The sequence below is a fragment of the Candidatus Ornithobacterium hominis genome, from assembly GCF_951229915.1.
In the GTDB taxonomy this organism is placed as follows: Bacteria; Bacteroidota; Bacteroidia; order Flavobacteriales; family Weeksellaceae; genus Ornithobacterium; species Ornithobacterium hominis.
The window spans coordinates 2,016,592-2,036,909 of sequence record NZ_OX579588.1 but is presented as its reverse complement, the minus strand read 5'-3'; the positions used below and the strand labels follow the sequence as shown (position 1 = coordinate 2,036,909).

Below are 20,318 nucleotides of genomic sequence, written 5' to 3'. Positions count from 1 at the left end.
TTAGTTAAACGCATAAAGCAATGCCAAGCATTCATTTTCCATCAGTCGCATTTCGTTGGCTTCTTCTTCGGTCTTGTCTTTAAATCCTACCAAATGCAAAAGCCCATGTACCATCACACGAGCCAATTCAACATCAAAAAATTCATTATACTCAAAAGCATTGTCTGCTACGCGGTCAATGCTAATGAAAATATCACCAGAAACTGAATGCTCATCTGAATAATCAAAAGAAATAATGTCTGTATAGTAATTATGATTTAAATGCTGTTGATTAATTTTCAACAGATAATTATCACTACAAAATATGTAATTTAAATCAGAAATTTCCCTGTTAAATTTATCGGCACAAGCAAAAAGCCAATCTTGGTAAATTTCTTGTTCTTGTAATTTAAATCTTGTTTCTGAGAAAAATTGTAACATAAACTATAATTCGGCTCTAATTTATTTAAAATTTTCAAATTAACTATTATAAACGAAATTTTATTAATCTCCCCCCCTAATGCATCATGAAAAACTGACTCAAAACACTGAAAATTTAGCATACTGCATGCTGCCCAAATGTAATTCATAAGATTAAATTAAATTGTAATTTTTAAAATAAATCTAAAGAAGTGATTAGGTTTACCCGATTGAAATAAAAGAGTTAAAATCTTGTTGATTCACAATCAATTCAAGAATCTCTATATATTTTTTCAGATTTTGATAGAAATATTAATGACTTAAAAGCACATCATGTAATAATGTTTTATGGGTATGCAGCGCGTTAAATGATGTTTCTACGGTAAATTTTCCATAAAAATCCTGTGATTCCAATCAGTAAAAAGATAGAGAAAATTGCCATTAAAACGGTATTGTGGCGTAAATAAATGTGGTTTCCTAAACAAAATAGAATGGCTTCTGTTGCTAAAAATCCTACTAAAAGTGTATAGAATGAGAATTTAAACAATGGCGTGTTACGAATGATTTTTGTGTCTAAATAATTTAAAATTAAACCAAAAGAAACTATTCCGAGCAAGACCCAATGAAGATAAGTGAGAATTAAACTTCTGTTCAATTTTAATTCTTCTGCAAAGCTGGGTAACAAGGTCGGTAGTTGGCTCATGGCTTTGATTACTATAAAAATTAACCATATGGTGATTATATTCTTCGGAATGATAATTTTTGATTTATATAATATATTGATTAAAAGACATATAGATGCAAATTGAGCCAAGATACCTAGGGCATTTAAGATGTAAAAAATTAAATTTTTATCAACCCAATATAGCGGAAGAAAAGTTGTGAGAATCAAAGATGCGTCTAGCAGTCTTATTATCCATAAATTATTGAATGTTATCTGTCTGTTTTTAAGTATTAAACCCAAAATGGCGTAAAATAACCAGCCATTGATTTGATAATGTAAAAAAAATCGGATGCTGGTATGGTATAGCCAATGTTCTTTGCCTAAAATGACCGATGATGGCCCCAAAATCCAAATACCAAGCGTAGAGATATAAAACCAAATAATGCTTCTTTTTAACAATATATCAGCTGTTCCAGTTGTATGAATTTTCCTATACAGATTCCAAAACAAGTGATAAACTAAAAAAATATATAGTGTTGAAAATAAAATGCTTATAAGCCCATACCCTTGGTATAAAAAAGAAAAAAACATACCAAGAATAGATATAAAAAAAAGGTAATAATAATTTTTCAAGGCTTTTTTTGCAATGGGAAAACAATGTAGAATACCTGTTGTACAGCCTAAAAATGCCCAGCCCAAAAGAGCGGTATGCGAGTGTGAATGCAATAAATTTTCAAAAGGAATTGAGACCGAAATGAACGGATAAAAACGCATAGTGACGCCTAAAATTCCTGCTAAAAAAAAGGATAAAAAAGCTAGAAACAGAAAACGATATATCCATTTTTTATTTCCAGAATTCATCTTCTGTTCTCTCACAAAATTTTTCATCTTGATGTTTTTTTTCAATCAAATCTAATTCTTCTTGGGTAGCTTTTTCTTGAATTAATTGAAATAAATCTCTTTCTTCAAAACGAATGTGATTTTTTAAAAGTTTAGCAAAATTCTCTAAATCCTTATAATTTTCAGCATTTTTAGCTTGGCTCAAAAGCTGAATATGCTCATGCAAAGCTTGTTGAACCTTAGGATGTTCATTGCCCAAAACGGGGAACATAAATTCCTCTTCTACAGTAAAATGAGGCTCTAAATGTTCTTTCCTAAACCAGCCGATGTAATTGATGATTCGCTCCGGTTCAATCTTATTAGAAATTCCTTTGTTTATTTTCCAAACCAGTAGAAGAGCGTGATGATGGTCTCTGCTCACGCCCTGCAGTTCTGTTTTTCTTTTAATAGGTTTTGGGTTCATTTCACTTTTCAGAAACCTCTTTTACACGTTCAATTTTATCTCCTTTAGACAAAGTAAGGCGTATAATGCTGTCTTCCAAAGCCTTTAAATCATGCGGAACTTTGCCCGATAAAGTTAAAATATCACCTTTGGTCAAGTGATGAATTTCATCTTCTACCCCGAAATCAATTTTACCTTCAAATAACTCAACTACAATAGGATATGGCGTTTGGTGCTCTTTCATTACCTGCCCAGCTTTCAGTAAAATTCTGATTTCTTTAGTAAATTCTGTATCCAACAAAAGTTCTACTTTTGGTTTTTCTGCATTGTATTCAATGTTTTGAATTAAACTTGATGTCTTCATATTTTTTATATTTTTAAGGTTTATTAAATTTTTTTCTGTTGGAGAAATCACATTCAATTTAGTCGAAGCAATTGAATTTATATTAGCTTTCTCTTGATTTAATTTTTTTTCGAATATACAAAATATATATCATATAGCCGTTGTGCATTTAAGGTCGAATTAATTTTAACATTAGATTTATTTTTTAAAATAGAATTTGTCATTTTCTGAAATTGAGCGAAATTCTTTCAAAATTAATTTGTGACTTGCTTCAAGGTTGCTAATCCATTGTATTTGTTTGGGATTCAGCTTAATGAATTAGTTTTTAATCTTCAGAGTAACTTTTTTTATAATGCACTACAGGTTAATTTTATAAGCTTAACTTTATTCAAAAAATTTTTTAAGCCTTAAAAAAATTTAAAGATAAAACCTAAACAGGCTCTAAGTTTTTCAATATCTTTAGCGCCAAAAAAAGAAATTATGCTGACACCCGATAAAGATAAAAGACTTTTTTTGCTTGATGCTTATGCCTTGATTTTCAGAGGATATTATGCCTTTATCAAAAATCCAATAATCAACTCAAAAGGGCAAGACACATCGGCCATCATGGGGTTTATGAACTCGTTGCTTGATTTGCTCAGACGAGAAAAGCCAACACATTTAGCCGTAGTCTTTGATGTCGGGGAAATTCAAACTCTGCGGCACGACTATTTCCCAGAATATAAAGCGAACCGAAATGAAACGCCAGAAGGAATCTGTACTGCGGTGCCTTACATTCAAGAGATTTTAAACGCTATGCACATTCCTGTGCTGTTTGCTGCTGGCTATGAGGCTGATGATGTGATTGGAACGCTGAGCCGGAAGGCTGAAAAACAAGGCTACATAACTTATATGATGACGCCAGATAAGGATTACGCTCAGCTGGTGACAGATAAAGTGAAAATGTATAAACCTGCCTCTCGGGGCGGTGGCGTTGAAGTTTGGGGGATTGAAGAGGTGAAGAAAAAATTTGGTGTAGACCGTCCTGAACAAGTTGTTGATTACCTAGGAATGATGGGCGATAGCGTGGATAACATCCCGGGAATTCCAGGCGTGGGGGCAAAAACAGCTCAAAAATTTATAAAAGAATACGGCTCTCTCGAGGGATTGTATGAGAATATTGCGAAGTTGAGAGGAAAGCTGAAACAAAATGTAATGGAAAATAGAGAACTGGCTTTTCTCTCAAAAAAATTAGCAAAAATTATTACAGATGCTCCAGTAGACTTTATCGAAGAAAAATATACTGTTGATGTACCTGATTTTGATAAGGTTAAAGAAATTTTTGCAGAACTGGAATTTAGACGATTGCTAGAAAACATTTACAAAACCTATGATGTAGAAGACAAAACAGCTTCGGAATCTTTGCATGCACAAATCTCAATATTTGATGATGAGGGGGAAGAAGCTGTGAAGGATAAAATTTTTACAGATATTTCCACAACCAAACACCACTATCAGCTGGTAGATAGTGATTTACCTATAAAATTACTGATTCAGAATTTAGAGAAGCAAAAGCAAATCTGTGTAGATTGTGAGACGACAGCCATCAAGGCATTGGAAGCAGAACTAGTGGGCATCGCATTTTCTTATGAAGGCGGGAAAGGCTATTACGTTAAGTTCCCAGAAGATTTTGAGCAAGCGAAAGCCTTAGCTCAGAAATTTAAACCAATTTTAGAAAATCCTTCTATTCTGAAAATAGGACAAAATTTAAAGTACGATATGAAAGTGCTGAGCCAGTACGGGCTTCAGATTTCAGCACCAATTTTTGATACGATGGTAGCGCATTATGTGATAAATCCTGATATGCGACATAACTTGGATGTTTTGGCAGAAACTTATTTGAACTACAAAACAGTGAAAATTGAGGCACTCATCGGGAAAAAGGGGAAAAACCAAAAAAGCTTTAAAGAAGTTGATTTAGATACCCAAACTGAATATGCAGTAGAAGACACGGACGTGACTCTGCAACTGAAAGAAATATTTAGCCACAAGTTAAATGAAGTAAAGAAAGGAGAAGCATTATTGCAAGAAGTGGAATTCCCCTTAGTGCATGTCTTAGCAGGAATGGAACAAGAAGGAATCTCACTGGATACCAATGTCTTAGAGAATTTAAGCCAAGAACTAGAAACAGATTTAGCCAAGTTAGAAAAGCAAATCTTCTCAGACGCTGGGCATGAATTTAATATCAATTCCCCCAAGCAACTGGGAGAAATCCTCTTCGATGAGCTGAAGGTAATTAAAAATCCGAAGAAAACGCGCACAGGGCAATACTCGACCTCAGAAGATATTTTGCTTAAAATTCAAGACAAACACCCGATGGTGGAACACGTCTTAATTTATCGTCAATTACAAAAGTTAAAATCAACCTACGTAGAAGCTTTGCCCAAGGAAATCAATCCCAAAACGGGTAGAGTACACACCGTTTTTGCACAGACGGTAGCAGCTACTGGGCGATTGGCATCAAATAATCCCAATTTGCAAAATATCCCCATCCGTACCGAGCGCGGGCAAGAAGTAAGAAAAGCCTTTGTAGCAAAAGATGATGAGCATTTGTTGCTAGCAGCTGATTATTCTCAGATAGAGCTCCGCCTGATCGCTGGTCTGAGCGGCGATGAAGCGATGATAAATTCTTTTCTCAACCACGAAGACATTCATACAGCAACAGCCGCAAAAATTTATAGTATCCCAATCAATGAAGTTACCCGCACGCAACGGAGTAATGCCAAAACCGTGAATTTTGGCATCATTTACGGCGTTTCGGCGTTTGGGTTAAGTGAGCAAACCAAACTCAGCCGAGCCGAGTCTAAGGATATGATTGATGCTTATTTTGAATCTTACCCGATGCTAAAAAAGTATATGGATGAGCAAGTAGCTTTAGCAAGAAAACAAGGTTTTGTAGAAACCATATTGGGAAGAAGAAGATATTTGCGCGAGATCAATTCCCGAAATCATGTGGTAAGAAGCCACGCAGAACGAAACGCCGTAAACGCCCCAATACAGGGAAGCGCAGCAGACATCATCAAAGTTGCGATGGTGAAATTACACAAGATTTTAAACCAAGAATTTAAAACCAAAATGCTCTTGCAGGTACACGATGAATTGGTATTTGAAGTGCCAAAAACAGAATTGGAAGCCGTACAACCCATTATAAAGAATACGATGGAAAATGCTGTGAAGTTTAACGTACCGCTAGTCGTAGAAGCGGGAGTTGGTGAAAATTGGTTTGAAGCACATTAAAATTTATTATCTTAACCCATAAAGCCTTCAAAAAATAGGTGAAGAAAGTAAAGACGATAAAGAATGCTAAAGAAAAATCGAAAAATTTCTAAAGCCTTAAAAAATTCTTTCTCACCTCCCCTGCCTCAAAAAAAAACAAATTTGCGTAATTCAAAAACGTGAAATACATTTGAGTGCAGGTTGAGAAAAGTGAAAAATCTCAACGAAAAATTTTAATAAAAAATAATGAAATTTTAACAAATGAAATTTGTGAGTTTCGAAATAAAGTGTAAACACACACACACACACACACACACAAGTAATGAGCTAAACAACTCATTATCAATAACTTATAATAATTTATTGCTTCCCCGCGGGAGCGAACCGCAAAGCCGTGCAAAAAAATATTGTGCGGTTTTTTTATCTTTGTTGGCATGAAGTGAAAAGTTTCTTCAAAAAGAAGAGCCTCAAGGGTTGGGGCTCTTTCTAAATGAAGAAGCAAAAAAAACAGTAAAAATTTAATTAAGAAAAGAATAAATCAATAAAATATTAACCAAAAAAATTAAAACAAATGAAGAAATTATTATTTTCTTTCGTTGTATTGCCAGGAGCTTTAGCTATGGCTCAGGTGGGTGTTAATACAAACCAGCCAGATGGCAGCTTTGATGTAGCTTATATAAAGGGTGCTGAGGGTACAAAATGGGGCCCTGCAACTCCGCAGGGCGTTCACTTCCCGAATGTTAGCACAGAGCAGCGCTCACAGTTTGAAGGTGTGAGAGAAGGAATGATAATTTATAATACCAATAAGAAGTGCCTTGAGATATACCTTGGGATAAAAAACAAAGTCCACCAATGGGAATGCATCCTCAATGTAGGTAGTGAAGCATCCCAAGGCGTAGCTGTATCGCCAGAGAGTTCCAGCGGGCAATTTATAGGAGGTGTGGAATTATCAGGCGCCAGCGTAAGTTTCACCATTACCAACAATGGATTCTCTCCCATTACTGTTGACTTCTCTGATGCTGTTACGGTAGAAAATGAAGGGATAAGAATAACAGTAGATGGCACAGCCAACCGCAAGATTAGCCTAGATGGAGGCGCAAGCCAAACCTTGACGTATAAGCTTAGCGGGACGCCGAAGGCAGGTAAGCTTACGGCTAGATTCAGCAAATTAGGATTAAGTGCAGAGCAGGTGTTAACGGTAGGCAAAGGAATAGCAGACCTGCAAGACCAAGAGTATTATGTCCTCTCGTTTACCTATAACAATATTAAGAAGGGCTATATAGATAATGGGGACAACCAAGTTAGCATCAGAATACCTTACACTGGTGGAAAAGGAAGTTATGATGCTGTAAACATTGAGAAAACCACCGCCGAAGGGCAAGAAAGAGATACTAACAAAATTATACTTAGTATTCCTGAGGGTAAATTTTCGCAAACAGGAGAATTGACTGCGACGCTAAAGGTAAAAGGAGATGAGAGTTACCAAGTTAGGCAGCTGGAGCCAGGGGATATTTACGTCATTGCAACTTATGATATTGATATTAACGGGAGCAAATCAAAAGTTATCATCAAAGGGATAGGCGTAATCCCAGACAAGAAGTTTGGAGAAAGAACCAACGGAGAATTACGCCACCAGTTTGTTTACTTGCCCGTTACCGTTACAGGAGCAAATGATTATAATAGAACGTGGCTCAATTACAACTTAGGAGCAGAATATGCCAAAGAAACAAACTTTAAGCCAAATCAGCAGTTGTTTGGCACAGCTGCCCATAAGGAGGCTAAAACCTACGGTTCATATTACCAATGGCAGAGAGCGAGTGATGGGCATGAGTTTTGGAATTCAGGAACTACCCCACAAAAAGCCGATACTTGGACAAAGACAGGCAAAGCAGCAGGGAAGTTTATTACTGGAGGCAATAACTGGGTAGAGAAAGGTGAAGGAGCTAAAGGACCAGATTTAAAGTTGTGGAGAGCAGGAAAAGATAATAACCCTTGCCCGTTAGGTTACCATGTTCCGACTGTGGAGGAGTGGAATCAATTACTCGGTGCTGTAGGAAGTAATAATCAAATGTGGAGTCAAAATCAGTTGCCAAACCTTGCAGCTGCTGGCTACCGTAACGTTGATGGTTCACTGCCCCTCAGGGAATCTAGCGGGATCTACTGGAGTAGCACTGATAGCGGCAGTGACAACAACGCTTACAACAACGCTTACAACATGTACTTCAACAGTCGCAACAGCGGTGCGCGCGGCAACAACCGAGGTCTCGGGTTCAGCGTGCGTTGTATTAAGAGTCCAAAGAATTAAACGTTTATTTAAAATCAGAAAACAATCAGTTAAAATTAAAGGCTTAGAGAAAAATTTTCTAAGCCTTTAAAAATTTGTAAGCAAGCCTTTTTAATTAAATTGCTATCCATTCACGGCTTCTACTTTTTCTACCACGTTGGGCAGCATTTCTTTCAGCATTGTTTCAATGCCGTTTTTTAGCGTAACGGTACTGCTGGGGCAGCCGCTACAAGCTCCCTGCAAAAGCATAATTGCCGTTTTGCTCTCTTCATTAAATTCTAGAAGGGCGATGTTGCCACCATCGCTAGCAACGGCAGGCTTTATGTATTCGTCTAGAATTTGTTGAATCTGTTTCTCGGTAGAGGTGTATTCCTTGTTTTTCAATTTCGCCTCATATTCGTTAGCGGGCTGCTCATAGCCTTCTTGGGCGATGGGGTTTCCTTGCTGTAGATAAGTCAATAGGTATTGCCTGATTTCTAAAGCAAAATCTTGCCACTGAATTTTTTCGCTGGCCGTTACTGAAATATAATTTTCTGAAATGAAAACTTCTGAAATGAAATCAAAATTGTTCATCAAAGCACGAGCCAAAGGGACCTCCTCGGCAAGTTCTTTAGATTTGACTTCGATGATTTGCGAAGTAAGCAATTGGTTGCAGACAAAGCGCATGACTTTGGGGTTGGGCGTCATTTCGGCATAGAGCGTATAGGGTTCCTTTTTTTGAGGTTCTTTTACGATGCTTCCCGCTTCGAAATGTTCATTCACGATTTCTTTTACTTCTTGTGCTACGTCCTCCCACTCTACCAGTTCATTTTTTTGCACAGCGACAAAATTAGCAGTGATGAAGACTCTCTCCACAAAAGGGAAACTTAATAATTGCTGTGCCAATGGTGATATTTGAGTTACGTCATTTTTACCCAATTCGTAGCTGCCAGCAGTAATGATTTCCTCGCAGACGAATTTTAAAATACTCTTTTGATTTGTTTGTTCTATATATACTCTCATCATTCTCTTTTGATTCGTTTGCGAATTTACGTGTAAATTGCAAAAAAATAAATTAATGGGCATAATTAAAAGTCTAAATCACGTTACACCTCAGCTGGGCAAGGATTGTTTTTTAGCCGAAACAGCAGTTATCATCGGGAATGTAGAGGCGGGTAATGAGTGTAGTTTTTGGTACGGGGCAGTGCTCCGCGGGGATGTGAATAAGATTAAACTGGGCAACAGAGTCAATGTGCAAGATAATGTAACGATACATTGCACGTATCAGAAACATGCGACAGAAATAGGCGATAATGTTTCCATCGGGCACAATGCGATTGTCCACGGATGCAGGATTGAAGATAACGTGCTGGTGGGCATGGGTGCAATTGTGATGGACGGGTGTTGTATTAAGAGTGGCGCCATCATTGCTGCGGGGGCAGTGCTAACACAAAATACAGTGGTGAATGAGAATGAGCTGTGGGCAGGAGTGCCAGCCAAAAAGGTAAAAATGGTATCTAAAGAATTAAAAGAAGGGGAAATTAAAAGAATTGCCGAGAATTACGTAAAGTATAGTGGATGGTTTAAATAAGAAAAATTACTTAAATTCGTTGATTCGGATAAAATTGAATCATGAGGATTTTTAAATTTGGAGGAGCTTCAGTCAAAAATAAAGAAAGCATTGGTAATGTAAAAAATATTTTGATTCAGCAGAAATTTGAGAAAGGTTTTGTGGTCGTTTCAGCCATGGGAAAAATCACCAATGCGCTAGAGGAAGTGGTAAAAGCCTACCAAGAAAATCAAAATTATTTAGCTATGCTCAATGAGATAGAAGAGCAACACATCAATGTAGTGAAAGAGCTTATACCAGAGATTAATTCTGTTTTTCAAGACATTATAAATCATGTAGCGGAAGTCAAAACTTTTTTAAGCCTTAATAAATCTCCTAAATATGATTTTATTTATGATCAAGTTATAGCCTTGGGAGAGTTGCTCTCTACCAAAATCATAGCGGCATATTTAAATCATTCAGGAGTGAATTGCACTTGGCTCGATGCACGTGAGTACATCAAAACCAACAGCGATTACCGCGAAGGTAAAGTGGACTACGAGACAACTTGCGAAAGGCTTCAGCATTTACCCAAGGATAAAATTTACATCATCCAAGGATTCATCGGTTCTGATGACAATAATTTCACCACAACGTTGGGGAGGGAAGGCTCGGATTTCACAGGAGCCATTATTTCTTACTGTTTAGATGCAGAAAGTTTAACGATATGGAAGGATGTCCCAGGGGTTTTGAATGCCGACCCTCGCCACTTTGCAAAGACACAAATTTTAAATCAAATTTCTTTTGAGGAAGCGATAGAACTGGCTTATTATGGTGCAACGGTAATTCATCCCAAAACACTACAACCGCTACAGCACAAGAAAATCCCATTGCTAGTCAAAAGTTTTATGCACCCAGAAAATGAAGGAACAAGGATTGATGATTTTTCAGAGCAGATAAAGCCTCAAATTCCTTGCTATATTGTAAAACCACAACAGATAGTCTTGACGATCTCAAGCAAGAATTTTGAATTTATAGATGAGAAAGTCATTAGCGATGTCTATAAATTACTAACGGATTTTAAACTAAAAGTCAATTTAATACAAATTTCTGCCATAAATTTGTATTTGTGTTTGGAAGATAAATACAGTAACTTAGAGTCGGCCGTGGAATTGCTGAGCCAAAAATTTCATGTGCAAAAAGAAGAATTTTGTGAATTATACACCATTCGTAATGCCGATTCAAAAAGTGAAAAAATTATACCTAAGTATGAAAGCGCCATTATAAAACAAGCGGGTAAACAGACACTACAGTTGGTTATAAAAAAAGAAGCATGAGTTTAGTTAACGTAAAAGATATTGCTGAAAACACAGTATTACATAAATGGGGTTTGCTAGGCCAACCTTTTGCATGGACATTGCATCGTCTTTTGCATTTACATACGCTCAATAAAGTTTATTTAAGAAACAAAGAGCTAGAGAGCCCCGCCTTTGAGTCAGCGGTGTTGGATGATATAGGAATTCATTTTGAAATTTCATCACAAGATTTAGAGCGGATTCCCAAGAAAGGACCCTTTGTCATTGTAGCCAACCATCCTTTGGGAGGGATTGACGGATTATTATTGTTGAAAATCATCAGTGAGATTCGCCCAGATTTTAAAATTATAGGCAATTTTCTACTCCAAAAAATTAAGCCTTTAGAAAAACGTGTTTTTGCAGTGAACCCCTTTGAGACGCGACCCGAAGTCAAGAACAGCACAACGGGAATGCTCTCCGCATTCAAGCATTTGAAAAACGGAGGCGCTCTAGGCGTTTTCCCAGCGGGGGAAGTTTCTGCTCGAACTTCTACCAAAACAATAGAAGATAAAGCTTGGCAATTACCAGTGTTGAAGCTAATTCAGAGAGCAGGCGTGCCAGTCATTCCGTTGTACTTTAAAACAAGAAATTCAGAATTATTTTACCAATTAGCTAAAATTCACCCAGATGTGCAAACGGCTATGCTAGCTAGGGAAACGCTGCGCACACGCCTGAAACCTGTGAAAATTAGAATAGGAAAACCCGTAACGCTAAAGCAGCAAGAGGAATTTAATTCGCCAGAGGAATTAGGGCAATTTTTGCGTAAAAAAACTTACCTGTTGTCAGAAAGTTTTGATGAATCTACATTACCACAAAAAATCAAAAAATCAATCCCTAAAAAGAGAGCTTTCCCCAAAACGATTTTATCAGAAACAGAGGAATCTAAAATTGTACGAGAAATCAGCCAGTTAAAAGAAAAAAATGCATTATTGTTTTCCAACAATCGCTACGATTGTTTCTTTTTCATGTACAATGATGCGCCACACATCATGAGAGAAATTGGCCGCTTGAGAGAGTACACCTTTCGGCAAGTGGGCGAAGGAACGAATAATAATAGTGACCTAGATCGCTATGATAAGCATTACCATCATCTGCTTTTATGGGACAATGAAGCCCAAAAAATTGCTGGAGCCTACCGCATGGGCTTGGGGAAAAAAATCTATGACCGCTACGGGATGAAGGGTTTTTATGTGAACGAGCTCTTTAACTTTGAACCCGAGCTTCAGCCCTTTTTTGCTAAAAGCATTGAAATGGGGCGTGCATTTGTAACACCTGAATACCAGCAGAAACCCTTCCCACTTTTTCTACTTTGGCGGGGCATCATACACGTAGCATTACGCCACCCAGAGTACAAATACATTCTTGGAGGCGTGAGCATTAGCAATCAGTTTTCTGAATTCTCTAAAGCGTTGATGATTGAATTCATGCGATCACATTTCTACGATCCGTATGTAGCGCAGTACGTGCGACCCAAAAAAGCATTCAAACCAAAACTGAAAGGGAAGGATAAAGAATTTATCTTTGATGAAGCGAAAGCTGATTTAAACAAGTTTGATAAGCTAATAGAAGAGCTAGAACCCGGTGGGCTAAGGCTTCCTGTTTTGATAAAAAAATACATTAAACAAAACGCACGTGTCATTGCATTCAATGTTGATCCTAAATTCAATGATGCCGTAGATGGGCTGATGTATATCCGTATTCAAGAAATTCCTGAAAGTACCATAAAACCCGTTCTAGAAGAACTTTCAAAAAATCAATAAATACTTGGAAAACAAACTCTTGGTGTTTCAAAAATTTTTTAAAGCCTTAAAAAATGGGTAGACAGGAAATCCCATAACGGTGTAGTATGAGCCCACAATTTCTTCTACGCCCACATAGCCAATCCACTCTTGTACGCCATAGCCACCAGCTTTGTCGTAGGGTTGATACTTATCAACATAATAAGTAATTTCTTCTGTGCTTAAGTCACCAAAACGGACTTTTGCCACATCTGTGACGATAATCTTCTTGCTTGGAGAATAAATGGCAGCTGAGCTGATGACTTCATGATTTTTACCCGATAAAAGCTCAAGCATTTCTATTGCCTCTCCCCTACTCTTTGGTTTTTCTACCGCACGCTCTTCCATCCACACAATCGTATCTGCGGTGATGAGCAAAATATCATCTTCCCATTGCTGAAAAGCCTGAGCTTTGACCTCACACAGAAACTCCGTTATTTGCTCGCGCTTCAGTTCTTCAGGGTCATAACTCTCCTCGGCGTGTAAAGGCATGACTTCAAATTCTAAATCTAAACCCGCCAATAGCTCCCTTCTTCTTGGCGACTGAGAAGCGAGGATGATTTTTTTATTCTGAATATTTTTTAACATTTTTTAAGGCTTAAAAAATTTTTTTAAAAATAAGGCTTGAATAATTCTCAAATAAACTCTTTTCGTTCATTAAAAATTCAAAACCCGAACGCTCAAGGCTATCACTCGAAATATTACGATCTCGAGTAATGAAAATAGCTTGCGGATAAACCTCAGTAAAATTATGGATTTCTTCTAAAGATTGAAACACAGGGAAAGTTCTTTGATTTTGAATCGTAAAAGCAGGGTCAAAGTTTTGATAAACCCCAACCACCTGATGAGACTGAATAATTTTTTTAGCTTTATACACTGGGCTCATTTGCCATAGCGGCGTGAAAACACCCCAAAATAATATGAGAGAGATTACGGCCCACCCCCCGCTAATGCTCCAAATGTACTTCTGATATTGGTGCTTATGCAAAGCAGCCCAACTCAGAAAAATCGAAACCAATGCTACTACCGACAACAGAATAAATGAGAGATAGGGAATTTTTTCATCTTGAAAAATAAAAATAACGGCAGCTGGAATCGCTAAAGTTACTAAACTGATAATACAGGTCGAGAGATAAAAACTCCAACGAGCATAGCTTTTCAAGTAAATTTGCTCTTTAAAAAACGCTGCAACTAGAATAGCTAAAAAAGGCATCGCTGGCAGCGTATAGTTGGGTAATCGAGTGCTGCTGATGCAGAAAAATAAAATAATGGTAAGGCTTAAAATTCCACAAAAAGTTATAAAGTCATCTTTTCGGTAGTATTTATAGGCATGGAAGATTCCTTGAGGAATAAACATACCCAAGGGGAATAAGCCTAAAAAAACGAACACAATCGTTAACAGAAAAGTTCCGCCATGCCCCTCCATTTTACTACTAAAACGCTGGAAATTATGCTTTATAAAAAAACCTTCTGTAAAGGCTCCTCCCGTGGCTTGGTGAACGTAGATAAACCAAGGTGAAGCGATAAGCAAAACAATGATTCCACCCCAAATGGGCTGAAATCGAGTTAAGTTTTTCCAAAAATTTTTTTTAAGGCTTAGAAAAAATAAAAGAGCTATAAGCCCCGTCATCAGGATTGCAATAGGCCCTTTGGCTAAGCTTGCCAGCCCAATGCTCCCATAGAAAAGCCACCAATCTCGGGTTTTTCCTGTTTTATAGAAATTGTAAAAAGATGCCCAGCCAATACTCAAAAAAAAGATAAGGTAAGGGTCTGGCACGGCCAAATGAAACTCATTTAGCCAAAAGAAAGAAGAAAATAAAACGACGAGTGAGGTGATTGCCGTTGACTTACTCGCATGCTTTTTTGTAAAATAAAACATGAAAATGCCTAAAAGTAAGCCCAAAAAAGCAGAGAAAAAGCGAGCACCAAATGCATTTACACCAAAAATACTATAGCCCAATTGCATGAAAAAATAATGCAAAGGAGGTTTATCAACTCTAAGTTCCTGATTGAATGTAGGTACTAAACTTTGGTTGACCAGCATTTCTCTAGCGGCTTCTGTATTTTTAGCTTCGTCTAAAATACTGATGGGGTATCTACCCAAATTGGCAAAGCAAAGAAAAGCTATAATTGTAAATAAAATCAGCGGTAAGGCATGCGATTGATAAGGTTTGGACATAATTTTTGTGTATCTTCGCCAAATAATTTCGGGCTAAAATAAGAATTTTTCCACATGCAAGTAATAGAAAATCCACTTTTATCCATTGTCATTCCTGTTTATAATGAAGAGGAAAATGTAGAATTACTTTCAGAAGAAGTTGAAGCAGCATTATCAGCATATCCGTATGAGTTGATTTTGGTAGATGATGGCTCACAAGATGCAACGGCGGAAAAAATTAAGGCTTTAGAAAATAAAAAAATCATTCTGATTGAGCTTAAAAAAAATTATGGGCAATCACTTGCCTTAGCTGCAGGAATTGATTTTGCACGAGGCGACTACATTATTACCCTTGACGGTGACTTGCAAAACGACCCGAGCGATATCCCGATGATGTTGCAAAAAATAGAAGAAGGCGATTATGATGTGGTGACTGGAATTCGAGTCAAGCGGCAAGATAGCTTTTTAAAGACCATCCCGTCTAAAATTGCTAACTCCATTGTGCGTAAAGCTACCAAAATGGACATCAAAGACAACGGCTGTGCACTGAAGGTCTTCAATCGAGAAACAGCAAAAGATTTAAACCTTTACGGCGAAATGCACCGCTTTATCAATCTATTAGCCTTCCTTAACGGAGCTCGTATTGCACAAGTACCAGTGAAGCACCATTCGAGACAATTCGGGCAATCCAAATACGGTTTAGGTAGAACCTTCAAGGTAATAAATGATTTAATCTTAATAATTTTCTTGCGTAAATATTTGCAAAGACCCATTCATTTATTTGGCAACGCTGGCTTGATTAGCTTAGGCTTGGGAGGCATAGCAATGTTTTATTTAGCCATCGTGAAGTTTGGTTTGGGCGAAGACATCGGGACACGGCCGCTATTGATTGTCGGGGTATTGCTTCTATTGGCAGGCATTCAATTAATTACGATGGGAATTGTAGTCGATTTGTTGATGAAAACTTACTACGAATCTCAAGATATGCGCCCTTACAGAATCAGAAAAATTTACAATGGCAGCCAAGAAATCATTGCGTAAAAAATTTTTTACAGCCTTAAAAATTCTCATCAGCATAGGACTTTTATATTGGGTTTTTTCTCAAATGAACTGGAATTTACTCAAAAAAGAATTACGCCAAGCAGAATGGATTTGGCTATTTATCGCTTGGATTTCATTTGTCTTATCTCAGGTAATTTCAGTATGGAGGATGCGGCTTTACCTCAAGAAAGTAGACGTTCATTTGCCGTTTTTGACTAATGCGCAACTCTATGCACTAGGAATGTTTTACAACTTTTTCATTCCTGGCGGCGTTGGGGGCGATGCGTACAAAGTAATTGCACTCAGAAATCACTTTCAGCGCCCACTCAAGGAGCTGACCTCTGCCATATTTTTTGATAGATTCATAGGTTTATGTGCCATTGCGATATTAATTTGTTTCAGTATCATTTTGCTCCCCGTAGAAATTTCGCCTTCGCTTTACTACTCAATTTTATTGCTAGGCAGTGGCGGGTTACTAGTCGGGCCAATGATTTTGGGGAAAATTTTCCCAAAGTTTAAAAAAATATTTTTTCCCACTTTGATTTACTCATTTGCCGTTCAAGCCTTTCAGATAGGCTCAGTTTTATCCATTTTAATCTCACTAGAGCAAACAGAAGAACTATATTTGTACATCGTTATTTTTCTAATATCGAGTGTTTTATCCATCATTTCATTTGCTGGATTAGGCATTAGAGAAAGCATCTTTTATTATGCAGGAGAATACTTTAAATTCAACCCCGATGTCTCGGCAGGAGTAGCTTTGATGTTTTCAGTCATCAGTTTACTCACCAGCCTAATTGGCGGAATATATGTGATAAAAAAAATTGACTTTGGATTAAAACCAAATCATCATCAAAAAAACGAAACTTCGCTATAAAATTTTATAAGCCTTAAAAAATTTAAATAAATTCGCAATACATAAAAACGGAATTCATATGCACTATAATCCCAATGAAATAGAACCAAAATGGCAAAAAAAATGGCGAGAAAATCAAATCTTCAAAGCTGAAAACCAGTCAGAAAAGCCCAAATATTACATCTTAGATATGTTTCCTTACCCATCAGGAGCAGGTTTGCATGTTGGTCATCCACTGGGTTATATTGCCTCTGATATTTATGCCAGATACAAACGCCATCAGGGATTTAATGTATTGCATCCTATGGGCTATGATTCGTTTGGGCTTCCAGCAGAACAATACGCCATCCAAACAGGGCAACACCCTGCCGTTACTACACAAGAAAACATCATAAGGTATCGCGAGCAATTAGATAAAATCGGATTTTCATTTGATTGGGAAAGAGAAGTGAGAACCTCAAACCCAGGTTATTACCGTTGGACTCAATGGGTTTTTCTGCAATTATTTGATAGTTACTATGACAATGATGCCGATAAAGCCATGCCAATTCAGCATTTAGTAGAAATTTTTAAAAAAGAAGGAAATCAAAATGTGAATGCTTCAACATCACAAGAAACCATCTTTTCAGCCGAAGAATGGAAGCAATTTTCAGCAAAAGAAAAATCAGATATTTTGTTAAATTACCGATTAACTTATTTGGCTGAAGCCGAGGTGAATTGGTGCCCTGCATTGGGCACAGTTTTAGCAAATGATGAGGTGATTAACGGAGTTTCTGAACGTGGTGGGTATCCTGTGGAACGTAAAAAAATGACACAATGGATGATGCGTATCACGGCTTATGCGGAACGTTTGCTGAACGGGATTAGTTGTAATGAAGAAGCTTTAGATTGGTCTGAAGCCTTAAAAGAAAGTCAAAAAAACTGGATAGGAAAGTCAAAAGGAGCAAAAGTTGAATTTAAAATCCTATCCCCAACCCTTTCCAAAGGAAAGGGGTCTGAAAGCTACGGATATTTAACAGGAGGAAATAATGCTCATCTTTTAATTGATAAAGCCAAAGTAAACAGAAAAAATCCTACAGAAGCTGAAATGGTATTATGGGATGAATTGAAAGGCAAAAAATTAGGTGTTAAATTTAGAAGACAACATTTAATAGATGATTTCATTGCTGATTTTGTTTGTTTATCAAAGGGATTAGTAATAGAAGTTGATGGAGAGTATCATAATGAAGAGGAACAAATCAAAAAAGATGAAGCAAGAACTAAAATTATTGAATCTAAACAATTTAGAGTTATAAGGTTTACTAATAATGAAGTTCTGAGTGATTTAGATAATGTATTAGAAAAAATAAAAAAAACGCTCAAAGAAGGTTCTGAAAGAAAAACAATCTCCCAAGAAACTCCCCTTTCCTTTGGAAAGGGGTCGGGGGATAGGAGCATATCTGTCTTCACCACCCGTCCTGATACAATTTTTGGCGTTTCTTTTTTGACGTTAGCACCCGAGCATAAACTAGTTACAGAAATCACGACAGAGGCTCAAAGAGAAGAGGTTGAAAACTACATTACCGAAACCGCAAAACGCTCAGAAAGAGAACGTATGGCAAATGTGAAGCACATCTCTGGAGCATTCACAGGAGCATATGCACAGCATCCATTCACGGGAAATCCCATCCCGATTTGGATTAGTGATTATGTACTTTCGGGTTACGGAACAGGTGCTGTGATGGCAGTTCCAGCTGGCGATGAGCGGGATTATGCTTTTGCTCAATATTTTGGTTTAGAAATCCCTTCTATTTTTGAAGGCATTGATGTTTCTGAACAAGCTTTTACTGAGAAAAGCGATGAAATTAAACTTCAAAATTCAGAATTTTTAAACGGATTGAATTATACGCAAGCAACCGAAAAAATCATTGAAGCCATAGAAGCGAAAAACTTGGGCGAAGCACAAATCAATTATAGATTGCGTGACGCCGTGTTTAGCCGACAAAGATATTGGGGCGAACCCGTGCCCATGTATTTCAAAAATGGAATTCCAACCCCAATCCCCACAGAAAAATTACCATTGGAATTGCCCGAAATCAATGAATATTTGCCAACAGAAACTGGCGAACCGCCCTTGGGTAGAGCTACACAATGGGCTTGGGACGAATCTCAGCAAAAAGTGGTGGAAAACAGTAAAATAGATGAAGAAAATGTTTTCCCGATTGAAATGAATACCATGCCAGGCTGGGCAGGCAGTTCGTGGTATCTTTTCCGCTATATGGATAGCCAAAACGCAACAGATTTTGCCGATAAATCAGCTTTGGATTATTGGCAAAATGTAGATTTATACATTGGCGGAAGCGAACACGCTACGGGACATTTGCTCTACGCTCGTTTTTGGACTAAATTTTTGAAAGACAGAGGCTTCGTGCAAGTGGATGAACCTTTTAAAAAATTAGTAAACCAAGGAATGATTTTGGGAAATTCGGCTTTTGCTCATCGGGTAAAAGATTCTAATCAATTTGTTTCTAATGATTTAAGGGCACAGTACGAAACCATTCCCCTTCATGTAGACGTGAATCTGGTAGACGGAAACGATGCTTTGGATACAGAAAAATTCAAAAATTGGCGAGATGATTTTAAAAATTCTGAATTTATTTTAAGTGAAGACAGTAAATTTTACGTTTCTAGAGAAGTGGAAAAAATGTCTAAATCTAAATTCAATGTCGTAAATCCTGATAATATTTGTGCTGAATACGGTGCAGATACACTCCGAATGTATGAAATGTTTTTGGGACCAATTGAGCAATCCAAGCCGTGGAATACCAATGGATTAAGCGGCGTTTTTGGTTTTTTGAAGAAATATTGGAATTTATTTTTTGTGAATGATGATTTTAAAATTTCTGAAGAAGAACCGACCAAAGAGGAATTTAAAATTTTGCATACGCTCATCAAAAAAGTGACTGAAGATATTACTCAATTCTCATTTAATACGTCAATTTCTGCATTTATGATTGCGGTAAATGATTTGCAAAAAATAAAATGCAATAAGCGTTCGGTTTTAGAACCATTAACGATTTTATTGTCGCCGTTTGCCCCGCATATTACTGAAGAAATTTGGGAAAAATTAGGACATTCAAGCAGTATTTCCACCGAAAAATTCCCTGAATTTGAAGAAAAATATTTGGTAGAAGACAGCAAAGAATACCCGATTTCATTCAACGGGAAAATGCGTTTCACGCTTGAACTACCGATGGATTTGAGTAAAGAAGAAATAGAAAAAGCCGTAATGGAAGACGAGCGAACTCAGAAATATTTAGAGGGAAGAACTCCCAAAAAAGTAATTATTGTCCCTGGGAAAATCGTGAACTTGGTCGGGTGATTTTAGTTGATGAA

Annotated in this window: 15 protein-coding genes; 8 read left to right on the top strand and 7 right to left on the bottom strand. The window is 37.2% G+C overall.

The window, feature by feature from the left end:
- The 4 genes from ybeY to QOX03_RS09480 all read right to left on the bottom strand — a co-directional run bounded on the left by ybeY (position 1) and on the right by QOX03_RS09480 (position 2,709).
- Positions 1-420 (bottom strand): rRNA maturation RNase YbeY, encoded by a 420-nt coding sequence (gene ybeY / locus QOX03_RS09495; RefSeq protein ID WP_283670974.1) that lies wholly within the window; start codon positions 418-420, stop codon positions 1-3.
- 343 nt (positions 421-763) lie between these two features.
- Positions 764-1,951 carry a hypothetical protein gene (locus QOX03_RS09490; protein ID WP_283670973.1) on the bottom strand — a complete coding sequence of 396 codons (1,188 nt, stop codon included), beginning with the start codon at positions 1,949-1,951 and terminating at the stop codon, positions 764-766.
- Positions 1,908-2,366, bottom strand: coding sequence for a hemerythrin domain-containing protein (locus tag QOX03_RS09485; RefSeq protein WP_283670972.1), 459 nt, complete (start codon positions 2,364-2,366; stop codon positions 1,908-1,910). The genes QOX03_RS09490 and QOX03_RS09485 overlap by 44 nt, the downstream gene beginning before the upstream one ends.
- 1 nt (position 2,367) lies before the next feature.
- Positions 2,368-2,709, bottom strand: a complete 342-nt coding sequence (locus QOX03_RS09480) for a cupin domain-containing protein (RefSeq protein ID WP_283670971.1) — start codon at positions 2,707-2,709, stop codon at positions 2,368-2,370.
- 459 nt (positions 2,710-3,168) lie between these two features.
- Here QOX03_RS09480 and polA point away from each other — a divergent pair, with 459 nt between their 5' ends.
- Positions 3,169-5,964 carry a DNA polymerase I gene (gene polA, locus QOX03_RS09475; protein WP_283670970.1) on the top strand — a complete coding sequence of 932 codons (2,796 nt, stop codon included), beginning with the start codon at positions 3,169-3,171 and terminating at the stop codon, positions 5,962-5,964.
- A gap of 550 nt (positions 5,965-6,514) precedes the next feature.
- Complete coding sequence (locus tag QOX03_RS09470; RefSeq protein ID WP_283670969.1) at positions 6,515-8,248, top strand: FISUMP domain-containing protein; 1,734 nt, start codon at positions 6,515-6,517, stop codon at positions 8,246-8,248.
- 102 nt (positions 8,249-8,350) lie between these two features.
- On the opposite strand, the gene QOX03_RS09465 is transcribed toward QOX03_RS09470, so the two are convergent.
- Complete coding sequence (locus QOX03_RS09465) at positions 8,351-9,232, bottom strand: NifU family protein (RefSeq protein ID WP_119057605.1); 882 nt, start codon at positions 9,230-9,232, stop codon at positions 8,351-8,353.
- 52 nt (positions 9,233-9,284) lie between these two features.
- Here QOX03_RS09465 and QOX03_RS09460 point away from each other — a divergent pair, with 52 nt between their 5' ends.
- From QOX03_RS09460 to QOX03_RS09450, 3 genes are read left to right on the top strand one after another with little or no spacing between them, the layout of a single operon-like run.
- Positions 9,285-9,797 (top strand): gamma carbonic anhydrase family protein, encoded by a 513-nt coding sequence (locus tag QOX03_RS09460; protein WP_119057311.1) that lies wholly within the window; start codon positions 9,285-9,287, stop codon positions 9,795-9,797.
- A 41-nt stretch (positions 9,798-9,838) separates the two neighbouring features.
- Positions 9,839-11,092 (top strand): aspartate kinase, encoded by a 1,254-nt coding sequence (locus tag QOX03_RS09455; RefSeq protein ID WP_283670968.1) that lies wholly within the window; start codon positions 9,839-9,841, stop codon positions 11,090-11,092.
- Entirely contained in the window at positions 11,089-12,870 is a 1,782-nt protein-coding gene (locus QOX03_RS09450; RefSeq protein ID WP_283670967.1) for a bifunctional lysophospholipid acyltransferase family protein/GNAT family N-acetyltransferase, read from the top strand. Before QOX03_RS09455 ends, QOX03_RS09450 begins: the two co-directional genes overlap by 4 nt.
- 27 nt (positions 12,871-12,897) lie before the next feature.
- Here the strand turns inward: QOX03_RS09450 and QOX03_RS09445 are convergent, their stop codons facing one another.
- Both QOX03_RS09445 and QOX03_RS09440 read right to left on the bottom strand, forming a co-directional pair.
- Positions 12,898-13,476, bottom strand: a complete 579-nt coding sequence (locus tag QOX03_RS09445; RefSeq protein WP_283670966.1) for a Maf family nucleotide pyrophosphatase — start codon at positions 13,474-13,476, stop codon at positions 12,898-12,900.
- 10 nt (positions 13,477-13,486) lie between these two features.
- Positions 13,487-15,067 carry an ArnT family glycosyltransferase gene (locus tag QOX03_RS09440; RefSeq protein ID WP_283670965.1) on the bottom strand — a complete coding sequence of 527 codons (1,581 nt, stop codon included), beginning with the start codon at positions 15,065-15,067 and terminating at the stop codon, positions 13,487-13,489.
- 54 nt (positions 15,068-15,121) lie between these two features.
- Between QOX03_RS09440 and QOX03_RS09435 the strand changes: the two genes are divergently transcribed.
- Genes QOX03_RS09435 through leuS form a run of 3 tightly spaced genes read left to right on the top strand, consistent with a single transcriptional unit; the run spans position 15,122 to position 20,304 of the window.
- Positions 15,122-16,087, top strand: a complete 966-nt coding sequence (locus QOX03_RS09435; RefSeq protein ID WP_283670964.1) for a glycosyltransferase family 2 protein — start codon at positions 15,122-15,124, stop codon at positions 16,085-16,087.
- A complete protein-coding gene (locus QOX03_RS09430) occupies positions 16,062-16,964 on the top strand; it encodes a lysylphosphatidylglycerol synthase transmembrane domain-containing protein (RefSeq protein WP_283670963.1) in 903 nt (300 codons plus the stop codon). The genes QOX03_RS09435 and QOX03_RS09430 overlap by 26 nt, the downstream gene beginning before the upstream one ends.
- A gap of 58 nt (positions 16,965-17,022) precedes the next feature.
- Positions 17,023-20,304, top strand: coding sequence for a leucine--tRNA ligase (leuS, locus tag QOX03_RS09425; RefSeq protein ID WP_283670962.1), 3,282 nt, complete (start codon positions 17,023-17,025; stop codon positions 20,302-20,304).
- Positions 20,305-20,318: the final 14 nt, after the last annotated feature.